The sequence below is a fragment of the Pseudomonas sp. Nvir genome (assembly GCF_963778085.1).
GTDB classification, from domain to species: Bacteria; Pseudomonadota; Gammaproteobacteria; order Pseudomonadales; family Pseudomonadaceae; genus Aquipseudomonas; species Aquipseudomonas juntendi.
Genome location: NZ_OY970405.1, coordinates 4,348,666 through 4,360,297, shown reverse-complemented (window position 1 = coordinate 4,360,297; position 11,632 = coordinate 4,348,666). Strand labels below are relative to the sequence as shown.

Here is an 11,632-nt window from a genome sequence, read left to right as displayed (position 1 = left end):
TTCTCATGCAGCAGGAAATCAATATCACACAGAGTTAGAATTTCCGGCGCGCTTGATGGAACGCAAGCAAGTTGCCGCTTTGGGCGCCGAGGTTGGCCTGACCTCGAACTGGAAAAGATCAACGGAGGTGATAATGCTCGACAGTCGAATTGCCGCTTTCGAACACCTGATGGACTGGGCGAACAGTCTCAGCGCTGAACACAATCGGCGCGGCCTGGAAGACCTCATAAAAATTGTGCTCAGGCCCGTTCAGGCCATCCACTTACGAGACGCACTGCTTCGACCTCGGCATGCGGGCCCTCAGTCGCTGCACTGGATGAGCTCACTTGGTGGGCTGTGGGATGGTTACGCCGATAACGGCACTTGGGCTGCATTTCTGCTGAAGAATTGCCGTCGGCCAGTGGATCAGAGCTCAAGTATCCGGTTGGCCAGTGACATGGTAATCCCGACTCTGTGGTCGGAAAGCAGCATACTCAACAGCCTCGGCATGATCGGGGAGGGGCGTGAGCTCGGCGCGTTCGTGCAGGATCCAAACCATAGCGTGACCCTGATGCAGCCATTGAACATAGCTTGGGTCAACGGCGGTAACCATTCGATCGCCCAAGGCATTCTGGGCGGGGAAGGGGTGCTCTTACCTGATGATGTTTATGACGTTACCGAGATCATCAGGGGAGTGCGTTTTGATGGCGAATGCTGGGTCTGTCGGAAGACCGGCGACAAATATGGTTCACCAATCTACGTTGAGTTTGGATGGGCCTGGGAGATCGCACGCTTGCTGATCGACCTCCCACGCGGATCTACTGGCTGATGGTCGCGGCGAGCATAGCCTTGGCCAAGGCGTCCTGCTGCTCTTCCGGTTCAATGAGCTCCAAGCTGACTTGGCGCTTCGCTAAGAGCATCTGCCAGAGCTGCTGATCGATGCTGTTCTCCACGAGGGGGATCTTCACGATCACCGTCCTGAGCTGACCATTCCGGTACGCCCGGTCCTCGGCCTGATCCTGTTGTCCGGGTGTCCAGGGCAGACCCAGGAAGAAGACGTAGTTGGCGGCCGTGAGGTTGTTGCCGGTACCGGCGGCTTGGGTGGTGCAGATGAAAGCCCTGCAGTCGGGGGCGCCCTGGAACTTGTCGATCGCCTTCTGTCGTTTGGTGAGTGTGTCACTGCCGACCAGGGTGACGTTCCCGATACCGGCTGCATCGCACAGCTCCTTGAGGTGCGCGACGGTGGGTTTGAACTCGCAGAACAGGATAACCTTGTCTTCGGGGTCCAGCTCGCCCAGCAGGTCCATAGCGACTCTGACCTTCACCTGTTCCAGGTAATGGCGAAGCGCGCCGAGCCTGGCAAAGATGGGCCTGTCCTCGAGGCGAATGCTGTCGTACTTTTTCCGCTCCTCCACCCCCATCGCCACGGGCAGCAACTGCCGGTGCTTACCCTTGAGCCCGGGCAGAACGTCTTTGCGCCGGCGAAGCATCCAGTCGCCCAGTTCTGCCCGGAGGTTTTGCCGGAACTCTGGGCTGCCGGCGAAGCGTTCGCAGAAATCGCTGAGGGGCAACTGGCCGACCGGGTGCCCCGATAGACGTAGCAGGGTGTGCAGCTCCGTCTCGCGATTGAGGACAGGCGTTCCTGTCAGCAGATAGCGATTCGGCACCTTGGCTGCGATATCGAAGCCATGGCGTGTACGCTCGGCAGTCGGCTCCTTCAATTGGTGCGCCTCGTCGACCACTAGAACGTGGTAATGCTCAGCCAGCAGCACGTAGTCGCCGAGACGCTCGTAGTTGATCAGCATCCATTGGACCAGCGGGTCGTGCTTCTGCACAGCGACTGTCGCGTCGGGGTAGACCGCCAGGATTTCGCGCTGCCAGTTGATCAGCAACGAGGAAAGGGTCACCACCAGGATCGGGCGACCGGCTGCACTGATATGCGCCGCGATGATGGCCTGGCGCGTCTTGCCGAGGCCCATATCATCAGCCAGCAGTGCGCTGGTGCGCTGGAGCAGGTGAGCGATGCCAGCAGGCTGGTGATCGAGCAGGGAATAGCCGACCAGGGCCTGGGCGATCGTGGCATCTGAGAACTCGGTGCGTTCGATCGGCGAGACGGCAGCGAGGTAGATGTCGTTGGAGCTCTCCTCACCGCTGGCGGCTGTCGAGGGTTCCTGAGGAGTACCGCCCAGGCTGATGCGCGGAATGTCTGCTGCTGGAGTCACAGAGCCATCGCTCAGGAGCTCCTGTACAACGTCCAGGATCTCGAACTGATCCTCTACAAGACCGAGCTCCAGGACCAGGTTGCTGCGCAGGATCTCGGCGGTGGCGTTGACTCGCCACGAGCTGGATTTGCCCAGGAACACTCCCCGCATCCGGCGGGCCACTGCAACGACTCCAGGATGATAATCTCCGGACAGCAGCACACCGCCGTCGGCTAGCGGAGCAATTCGCAGCAGCATTCCGGAGATGAAAGCGTCTCGGCGTGGGTTGGCCAGTGCGCTCTCGATCTTCTGGCGGAATGCCTGCCATGATTCAGTGACCTTGCCACCGGCCAGCTCGATCAGTTGGTGGTACACCAGGTCCAGCTCGTCGATGAACTTGGCCTTGGGCACGCGCCAATAACGGCAGAGTGGGTGATCGCCGCGGCGAATGAAGAACCCGCTACGGGCGAACATGACCTTGTTTGCGCCCTCAATGTACGGCATGAGGATGCCCATGTCGTAGCCGTCGAACACGGCGGCTTCGAGCAACACTGGCTGGCTGTTGAGGAGGCGTGGTCGTTTCAATTGGCGTCCTCGCCCTTGGGCTTCATCGGCACCGTTTGGTCGTGGTGGTAGGCCGCGCCCCAACGGGTTAAGAGCACTGAGCCGTGGAGTGATCCTCCCTGGCCACTGATTACATACGCAGCTGGTTCTGCTCCCTTCGGCACACGTCTGCGTTCCTGCTTCCAGTACCCGGCGGTCTTGATGTCGTCAGGTTGTAGCGGCCAGCATGACTCACCTGGCCGGGACTCATAATGGGGGATCTTCGGATTGTTCGCCTGCTCGGCCTTCAGCCGATCAATGACTTTCTTGGAACGAGCCACAAGCACCTCCGGGAGGATGAGTAGTCAACACGTCATCATTCAAGGTGCGCCTGCCCGCACCCGTAAGAGCGAGCAGATTGGCAGCTGGGGGAGAGCGGCTACAGGAGAAATGGATTACCGCCCCCGAAGCATTTCGGCTACATGCCCCTGGGCTTGGACATATCCGGCTTGCCGCTCACCGAGGGGTAGCTCACACGGCAGTTGTTCACCTTGTACCCGGTGCATCCCCAGAAGTCGTAACCCCCATCACCGCGCTTCTGGCGGCGCGCCAGTGGCATCCCGCACTTGCCGCAGGAATGGCCGCCCTGGGTGTCTGATGAAGCTTCAGGCGAACGCGCCTTCATCGCCACTGTGGGCGCCTGGCGGAGGGCTGCGAGCTCCGTCTGGAGATGTTGAAAGAACTTGGCAACCACCGAGCCGTACTGCTCATCCCCCCGTGCGATTCGGTCCAGGTCCTTCTCCAGCGTACTGGTGAACGCCAGTTCGACGAAGCTGAAGCGGCCCTCCAACTGGTCGATGGTGCTCACCCCTAACGGGCCAGGGACCAATTTGCGCTTCTCCTCAACGACCAGGCCTTTGCCGGTGATGTTCTTGATGATCGATGCAAACGTGCTGGGGCGTCCGATCCCCAGTCGCTCCAGCTCCTTGATCAGGCTTGCCTTGGTGAAGCGTGCCGGCGCCTTCGTCTTCTGGTTGAGCACCTCACCCTGAAGCACGCTGAGGATCTGTTTGGGTTCGAGCACCGGCACCGGATTCTTGGGGATGTCGGTCGACTCTTCATCCGTCTCGTCCTTCTGCAAAAGCTTCATCCAGCCGAGATAGGCGACAGTGCTGCCAGTCGCGGCGAAGCGCAGAGGCCTCTGATCCGGTCCCCTGGCCAGCAGTTTGGCCATGCGCACGTCGTAGATGGCGTCTGCGAGCTGGCTGGCCAGCGCCCTGACCCGGATGAGCTTGTACAGCGCTTGCTCATCAGCAGACTCGCCTGCAACTTCATCCTCCCAGGCGGTTGGCGCAATTGCGGGGTGACCTTCCTGGGCGCTATCCGCAGCCTTGAACGTCCGGCGCTCGTCAACAACGTCGAGGCCTTGTCTGCGAGCCGCTGCCTGGATATCTGGCATGGCTTCATCGGCCAAGTTGGGGTTATCCGTCCGGTGATAGGTGATCACGCCCTGTTCGTACAGGCGCTGCGCGATCTGCATGGTTTTGTCCGGGTCCCATTTCAGCGCTACGCTGGCTGCCTGCTGCAGGGTGGATGAAATGAACGGTGGGGGTGGCGGGCGCCGCTTCTTTCCGTCTTCACATGACTCGACAATTACCGCGCGTGTTGCGGCAACTCTTGCCGCGAGTGTGCCGTCTTGAATATAGGGGTTTTCTTTGCTCGCGAAGTCGGGGATCGGTTGCCATACGGCAGTCCAGTCCATACCGGTGGTTTCGTCCTTGAAGGTCAGCTCTACCCCGAAGTGGTGGACCACCTTGAAGTTCCTGATTTCACGCTCGCGCAACACCACCAGGTAGAGGGCAGGTGATTGAACTCGACCAGCGGAGGTAGGTTGGCCCAGGACTCTGCGAAGCTCCTGCGTGACCAGGTATCCCACCAGGCGGTCCAGCACTCGCCGGCACTCTTGTGAGGCAACGAGTTGCCCATCGATTCTCCGTGCATTGGCCAGGCCCTCCCGTACTCTGGCTTGGGTGATCTCATTGAACGTGACTCGCTTGTACTCGCGGATCCCCAGCGTCTGCTGTATGTGCCAGGCGATACTTTCCCCCTCCCGGTCCGGGTCGGTGGCGATGTACACCTCCGTGGCGTCCTTGAGCGCTTTGCGAATGGTGCTGACGTTGCGGGCACTCTTGGGCAGGATCTCGTAGACCGGACGAAGGGTCTTCAAGACGCCGGTTGTGATCATCGTGTGGTCCTGACCCGATTGGGGGAGATCACGGATGTGGCCACCAGATGCCACCACCACCCAGTGCTCGCCAGGGCGGATCTTCTTCATCATGGGCCCAAGCTTCTTCAGCTTGCCCGGTGCCTCGATGATCATGAGTTTCATAGGGTGTCCCTGCACAGATAAATCAGGGAGCACTCTTGCCGCCGACCGGGGAGGGCACAACGCGAAATGGTCAACTGGAAGGGAGGGAATTCGGTAGGGCTCAGGCCCACGGAGGAAGGGTCAAAAATTGAGGGTGAGCTGCTGGGCGCGCTTGTACCCTTTCAGCCAGGAGGCAAGCATGGCAGGGTGCTTGTAGGGGCAGGCATATATGGGCAGCCCTTTCTCGGCGGCTTCAACCCCAGCAGCCTCCACCGCAGGATGGGGGTTATTGAACTGGCGCCTGTCCGCTTTTCGCTCCTGCGCATCTTCGTTCTGCATCGATTGTTCCTCATCAGCGCCACTGTTCACGCCGGGCGAGTCACGCCTCAAACGACCTGGCCACCAGCAACTCCCCGACAAGGGCGTTTTTTACGACCCCGTGGCTCACTTCGATACAAGTTAGCAGCCGTAGAGCGGAGATACCTTCAGGCAATGGTAATTTGCCAGCGCTGGCATTTCAAATTCCCCCTGACCTGGGCAAGCGCTGCCTGCAGCGCCCCTTCGGCTACGAGTTCGCGTCCTCGTCGAAGGAGCTTCACGAGCTGCGGCCGCAACAGAAGGTCCTTGTCGCCGGTAATGTGAAGCATCAGACGCCAGGTTCAGAGGAAGGGACAGCGACGATCCGTCCTTGTCTCCGGAAACTTCACGAGTGGCGCGCCTGAAAATAGCTCTCACGCCAATGCCCGTGTGCCACAGCTAGTGGGGAATCATGCTTGAGCGGTAGAGCGCCGACCATGCCAGCAGCGTAGCGCTGGGGTCCTCCAGTGCGGCACGAACCATCACCTCAGCGTGTTGACCTGTGATGTCGCAAACTGCCTGCCCAAGTCGAAGGAGCTCAGCTTTCACCCCTGCATCCCGGGCTTTGGTCGCAAACTCATACTCCTCGGCCTGCCCATACTCAAAGGTGGCATTGAACCGGAGGCGAAGCATTTCGATGGCCTCCACTTCGGCCTCCGGCAGCATGATGGATTCGCCGTCGCAAAAGACCTGGCGGACGCCATTGAGAGCTCGAACGGCATCCATGTAGCGCGAGGGGTCTACAGTCGCTTTGACGGATGGATATTCCGGGTAGTCGTGGTGCATGGGGCGATACCTCGAAGCGGAATGAGGTGGCGACGATCCGTCCTTGCCCCCAGTGACTTCACGAGAGGCGCCTGAAAAATCGCCTGCCAGGCTGTGGCTAGAATGCCGTGGAGATACCCCATCGAAGGGAGGGGAAACTCGAAGTGACGTCCTTGTCACCAGGAGCTTCGCGATGTGGCGCGCCAAATTAAGGGGGGGCTACAGGGGGATGTCGTCGTCAAAGCCATCGCTGTAGTGGCGCATGTCGTCGGGGCTCGGCTGAGGAACGTTTTGAGCGTGGCCGCCGCTGGTCTGACTGCGCCCCTGACCTTGCTGGTGATTGGCCGGACGCTGACCATTGCCGTTCGATGCCAGGGTGATCTGTTCGATACGATGCGGGAGGATCGCGATGCGGCTTGCCTCGACCTTCAGCGCCGAAACGTCTTCACCCGTTTGCTTGTCTTTCCAGGTGTCCATGATCGCCCGGCCAATGACCAAGACCCGCATACCTTTCTGGAACAGTTCAGCAAAGCGCTCGGCATCCTGATGCCACCACTCAACGTTGCACCAGAACCCCCCACGATCCTTGTAGCCACCCTGGCCATCAGGGATCGAGTTGTCGAACATCACATTGAGTCGCAGCATGTGCCGCGGATCTTTGTTGCCGTTGGCAAACGACCGGTGCTCAGCGGCGTTACCAACGTTGCCTTCCCAAACTACTGGTGTACCCATGGTGTATCTCCCGTTCAGTGTTGAGGTGGGTTCATGACCTGCTGCAGTCGAGCCTGATATTCGGCTTCGGCCTGCCCCATCTTTTCTGCGCATTCGGCGGCCTGTTTGCCGATGGAGTGGATGAGGCTGATCTGCATGTTCAGGGTGATTCGGTGTTGCTCCAGGGCAAACAGGTCCTGCAGCAAGTGGATTGGTGTTTTGGGGGCGTGAACCATCTGAGCCCATACGCCGACACCCATGCGCCGCTCTTGCACGCTTTGCCAGCGAAGAAAGGTTGTGCCAGCTGCTGTGTTTTGCTCGATGAGCCTGACGGGCAGCAGAGCGAATGGATGTTGGCGAACCTGGGCCAGTACTTCCTGGGTAAGGGTGCGCAGCCCCGCCTCCAGCGATGCGCACTGCTCCGCCAACTGGACCAGCTCCCCCTTACCTTTAAAGGGCTTTAAAAGGCCTTTTAGTGAGGCACTCTGTTGCAGCCCCTGATAGGCACCCTGTTGCAGCGGTTTGAAGGCACTCTGTTGCAGTGCCTCCATTGGTCGGGTGTCCGATCGCATGAGCGTCATGCCTCGCCTTCGAATTCGTCATCCACATCCTCGACCGGGCCTGCGGAGCCACGGCGGATGGGCGGGGCGAAGTTCGAGCGGCGGGTGCCTTCCAGGATGTCCTGGGGGATATCGCCGTAGCGCTTGTACATTTCGCGCGCGTTTTCAGCCCGGGCATTGTTGGCGGCGAAGTCGTCACGCGATGCGCCGGAGAAGCGATGGAGCTGGGCCAGCCCAAAAAGACTGCGCAGCAGGTGAGCACCTTCATCGATCCAGATCTCGCCATCGCGGCGACCGATCATGGCGACGTGCTGAGCCAGCAGGATGCGGCGGACGACTTCGTCGTACTGAGTCAGTAGATGGACGCCCTTGAAGCCCAGCGGGTTGGAGATGAAGAGCGGCAGCTTCAGCGGCTGGATGGAGAGGTTCTCGCCGATTTCGAGTGCTTTGGGGAGTTGGGCCATCACTCCATCAAGGCGGCTGTCGATGGCCTTGAGGGCATCATCTACCTCCTGGATTTTCTCCTCGATCCTGATCATCCACCAGTCGGAGTACGGGTCGTCTTGCGCTGCGGCGCGATCGATCTGGTTGATCTTGAGGCAGAAGCCAGCCAGCCCAAGAATGCTGTGTTTGTCGTCGGTCTTCTGGCGACCCAGCCAGATTCGGGCGGCATGGTGAGTGTGGAGAGTCAGCTGGACCTGGCTCCTGAGGGAGCCGATGTTGAGCTGATAGTTGTCAGCCATGGACATGGTTTCCTTATATAAGGTGGGTGAACGATGTCCATGCTGCTGTCGGGCCGTTTGTGGCGCAGTAATAAATGAAGAACCCGGTGTGCTGGATTTGTCATTGGTTTAACGGTGCCTTGGAGATGTGGCCTGCACCACTATGAGGTGTTGCCAGTGGCAACAGCCGGTCACCGTCGCCCCCGGGAGAAGACCGTGTGTTGGTTGGGCTGTGCGTAGTGTTGCCAGTGGCAACAGTGGGTAAGCCGTCGGCGCCGGTGAAGACCGCCTGGCAGTCGGCGCTGCTTGGTGTTGCCAGTGGCAACAGTCGGCCACCGTCGCCCCCCCGGTGAAGACCGTGTGTTGGTTGGACTGTGCATAGTGTTGCCAGTGGCAACAGTGGGCAAACCGTCGGCGCCGGTGAAGACCGCCTGGCAGTCGGCGCTGCTTGGTGTTGCCAGTGGCAACAGTCGGCCACCGTCGCCCCCCCGGTGAAGACCGTGTGTTGGTTGGACTGTGCATAGTGTTGCCAGTGGCAACAGCCGGTCACTGTCGACGCGGGTGAAGACCGTGTGTCTGGTTGGCTGTGCGTAGTGTTGCCAGTGGCAACAGTGGAGAAGTTGTTCGGGCCGATGAGTGGCGGGCTGTTTTCCCGCGGGAGCACCGCTCAGATGGGCGGCATCGGTGGATGGTGTTGCCAGTGGCAACACGCCCTACCATTGATGTGGCAGCAGCATGCCTGCCCAGCCAGCCATCGCCAGGAACGGACCCAAAGGAATTCTTGAGGTGCTGGACAGAGCTTTTTGCAGCTTGAGGTATCCACATGCCAGGGCTGCAAGTACTAGGGTACAACCTGCTGTCCAGGGAAGTGCCTGCCAGCCAGTCCATGCCCCAATTAGGGCCAGCATCTTGAAGTCGCCAGCGCCCAGGCTTTCTATGCCGGTAATGAATTTGACCAGGTGGAAAACTGACCAAAGGCTCAAATAGCCCATGGCACAGCCCCAAAGTGCCTCGTGCAGTGTCGTGAAAACTCCAAAGGAGTTGAGTGCGAGACCGATCCAGAGGATGGGTATTACCAGCGCATCCGGCAGCATATGGTGTTCACTGTCGATCAAGCTCAAAGCCAGAAGACACCAAGTGAACACCAGGGCAAAGAATGCCTGCATGGTTGGCCCATAATGCACCGTCACCACTAACGACAAGACAGCGCAGCCGATTTGCGCGGCCCAGGTTCCACGCACCGGAGATCCGGTCGTTTGAAGCTCGCAAGGATTATCGAGATCCAGCCCGAGTAGTTCCCGAGCATCCCGCTGCCATTGTTGCTCGAGGAAAGCAGGCAACCAGCAGGCAACCCAAGTACTGAGGCGACCGGCCAGCATGCCCAAAACGATGGAGCCAAGCCCTAGGGTGATCTCAAGCCCCATCCACTCACTCATCGGTGGACTCCTCGCGGCGACGTGGGTCAAGCAGGGCTTGGAGCGAAGTCAGGGCGGAGTTCGCTGTCTGCATCGAGGTTGCTGTCGGTGCCGGCTTTTGGGCGGGGGACTGGGCAGGGCGTGCAACCGTCCGTGCCGGTGGAGGCGTTGGCGTCGGAGTTGCGGCGGGCGCTGAAGGATTCCACTCAGCGTTGAAGTCGCCCCGGATGGCCTTGCCAGCAAGGGTCGTCAGGTATGCAAGTGGCTTGGCCACGCTCCCAGTTGTGCATCGATGTTTCCACTGGTTGATCACCGCCTCTCGGACATGCTCCGGTACAGGTCCCATAATCTCTCGTGCTTTCACACGGTCCTCTGGCTTGAGAAGATCCAGGGCAAGCAACCAATTCACACCTGCACTCTCGCGCGGTTGTACAAAGCTTTTAGATACAGACTTGTCTGTATTTGTATACGTACTGTCAGAGTTCGGATTCCGAACTGAGGGTGTACTCAGCGGTTTTAGGCTGAGTTCGGATTCCGAACTGAGGGGAAGATCTCCCTGTTTCGCTGAGTTCTCACTGAGTTCGGATTCCGAACTCAGTCCTTCCGGGGCTAAATCTTGCTGAGTTCGGATTCCGAACTCAGGTGCGGGCAGCGCGTTATGCTTGGTCTCTACAGCCCAAGTCTGGGCATTCAGCCGATCGCTAATCGTGTCAATGCGCGAGGGAAGGCGTCGGCCCACGTCGGGATCGCTGGTGAATTCGCGCCAGGTGATCGCTGCGATGTCCTTGATCGCTTTGTTCTGATGCTCCATGGATTGCATCAGCAAGGTCATGTAGTCCTTGTCGAACTCCAGGGCCTCTGCCGGTGTTACTGGCTCGTCGTGGAGCAGATAGACATTCCCCTGAACCTGTCCGTTGATCTCATTGCGGACGGTCCTACCCAAGCTCAACCAACGAGTTAGACGGAGCACGGTGAGGGCCTTTGCCACGGTTTCTCGAGAGGCATGTTTCCCTGGGTTCATGCCCAAGTATGGCCGTAGCTGGTCATAGGTGGGGAAGGCAGTGATGCCATCTTCGTTGACAAGTAATCGGAATACTTGCCAACAATTACGTTCCAAGGGGGTGAGCCGATTGTCGAGCAGGAGCTTACGCGGGACCGTTTCATGCGGATTACCGCTGAATATGATCCCGGAGTAGGGGGTAGCAGGTGCAGCAGTAGGGGCGGTGTCCTCAGCTCTCTTCTTCTGTACATGGGCCTCGAGTTGCCCCGAGGCCGAATCTAGGAGCGTGGAAATCGGGAACCGTGCGAGCTTCATTTTCTATGTTCGCCTTCTCCAAAGTGAGCGGAGGCGGGGCAGCAGTCCTCGACACGGCGTATGCCACCCTCGTCCAGCAGAGTGAGTTGTCGACGTTCAGATACTCGGGACTTTTCCTTGCTGCTGGGATACAGGCCTTGTTCGATCCACTGAGTGATACGAGACCAGATCTGCGCAAGCGTTAAGCCATCTGTGCTCAGTTCTTCTGCAACCAGCATGGCAACGTCGAGCATGGCCAGGCTGTCCTCGAGCTCCACTCGGTTTTCACCCATCAACTTGGTCCAGCGGTGCCAAATATGATGATCTTGATCCTCGGAAAGCTCGGGCCAACGTCCGCGCGGGGCTCGAACCCCAATGACGGTACGCTGAAGGGCGATCTCCTGAGGTGTGAGCCCGAAGAACTTGTTGAGCAAGCTTGTAGTGGCACCCAAGCGGATTGCCCGCTCAATAAGGCGGGTTTCCTCTTCTGAGCGAGCAGCCCCGGTCAGAAGCTTGAGGATCATCGAGCTGTTGATAGACACGTTGACCCAACTGACCGGTGTGTTGCGGAGCAGGCTGAGTACTGTTGGATGCTGGATCTGGCCCAGCACCTCGGGTTCAACCCCCATCTCCACACAGCGCTGGAGTTGGCCATTGCGCATCAGGTCAAGAAGCTGCGACAGAACTGCTTCGTTAAGTGTTGACTTGGACATTGAG

Annotated in this window: 12 protein-coding genes; 1 reads left to right on the top strand and 11 read right to left on the bottom strand. The window is 59.3% G+C overall.

Annotated features, from left to right (window positions below):
• Nucleotides 1–55: 55 nt before the first annotated feature.
• On the top strand, nucleotides 56–808 hold the full coding sequence (locus AACG97_RS21000) for a DUF6710 family protein (protein ID WP_103463309.1): 753 nt from the start codon (nucleotides 56–58) through the stop codon (nucleotides 806–808).
• Here the strand turns inward: AACG97_RS21000 and AACG97_RS20995 are convergent.
• The 11 genes from AACG97_RS20995 to AACG97_RS20945 all read right to left on the bottom strand — a co-directional run bounded on the left by AACG97_RS20995 (nucleotide 798) and on the right by AACG97_RS20945 (nucleotide 11,628).
• The gene (locus AACG97_RS20995) at nucleotides 798–2,765 is read right to left on the bottom strand and encodes a DEAD/DEAH box helicase (protein WP_103463308.1); all 1,968 of its coding nucleotides are present in this window, start codon (nucleotides 2,763–2,765) and stop codon (nucleotides 798–800) included. The genes AACG97_RS21000 and AACG97_RS20995 overlap by 11 nt on opposite strands.
• Nucleotides 2,762–3,064 carry a hypothetical protein gene (locus AACG97_RS20990; RefSeq protein ID WP_232555043.1) on the bottom strand — a complete coding sequence of 101 codons (303 nt, stop codon included), beginning with the start codon at nucleotides 3,062–3,064 and terminating at the stop codon, nucleotides 2,762–2,764. Before AACG97_RS20990 ends, AACG97_RS20995 begins: the two co-directional genes overlap by 4 nt.
• A 137-nt stretch (nucleotides 3,065–3,201) precedes the next feature.
• The gene (locus tag AACG97_RS20985) at nucleotides 3,202–5,112 is read right to left on the bottom strand and encodes a DNA topoisomerase (RefSeq protein WP_103463306.1); all 1,911 of its coding nucleotides are present in this window, start codon (nucleotides 5,110–5,112) and stop codon (nucleotides 3,202–3,204) included.
• A 120-nt stretch (nucleotides 5,113–5,232) separates the two neighbouring features.
• A complete protein-coding gene (locus AACG97_RS20980) occupies nucleotides 5,233–5,430 on the bottom strand; it encodes a CrpP family ICE-associated protein (RefSeq protein ID WP_023660706.1) in 198 nt (65 codons plus the stop codon).
• A gap of 417 nt (nucleotides 5,431–5,847) precedes the next feature.
• Nucleotides 5,848–6,234, bottom strand: a complete 387-nt coding sequence (locus AACG97_RS20975) for a hypothetical protein (RefSeq protein WP_103463305.1) — start codon at nucleotides 6,232–6,234, stop codon at nucleotides 5,848–5,850.
• Nucleotides 6,235–6,432: 198 nt separating this feature from the next.
• On the bottom strand, nucleotides 6,433–6,945 hold the full coding sequence (locus tag AACG97_RS20970) for a single-stranded DNA-binding protein (RefSeq protein ID WP_103463304.1): 513 nt from the start codon (nucleotides 6,943–6,945) through the stop codon (nucleotides 6,433–6,435).
• A gap of 14 nt (nucleotides 6,946–6,959) precedes the next feature.
• Nucleotides 6,960–7,475 (bottom strand): DUF3158 family protein, encoded by a 516-nt coding sequence (locus AACG97_RS20965; protein ID WP_370691251.1) that lies wholly within the window; start codon nucleotides 7,473–7,475, stop codon nucleotides 6,960–6,962.
• Nucleotides 7,476–7,501: 26 nt separating this feature from the next.
• Nucleotides 7,502–8,227: a PFL_4669 family integrating conjugative element protein gene (locus tag AACG97_RS20960; RefSeq protein ID WP_023660701.1), complete on the bottom strand. Its 726-nt coding sequence runs from the start codon at nucleotides 8,225–8,227 to the stop codon at nucleotides 7,502–7,504.
• Between the two features lie 692 nt (nucleotides 8,228–8,919).
• Nucleotides 8,920–9,642: a prepilin peptidase gene (locus tag AACG97_RS20955; protein WP_055985449.1), complete on the bottom strand. Its 723-nt coding sequence runs from the start codon at nucleotides 9,640–9,642 to the stop codon at nucleotides 8,920–8,922.
• Nucleotides 9,635–10,936, bottom strand: a complete 1,302-nt coding sequence (locus tag AACG97_RS20950) for an STY4528 family pathogenicity island replication protein (RefSeq protein WP_023660700.1) — start codon at nucleotides 10,934–10,936, stop codon at nucleotides 9,635–9,637. Before AACG97_RS20950 ends, AACG97_RS20955 begins: the two co-directional genes overlap by 8 nt.
• Entirely contained in the window at nucleotides 10,933–11,628 is a 696-nt protein-coding gene (locus AACG97_RS20945; protein ID WP_023660699.1) for a DUF2857 domain-containing protein, read from the bottom strand. Before AACG97_RS20945 ends, AACG97_RS20950 begins: the two co-directional genes overlap by 4 nt.
• Between the last annotated feature and the right edge of the window lie 4 nt (nucleotides 11,629–11,632).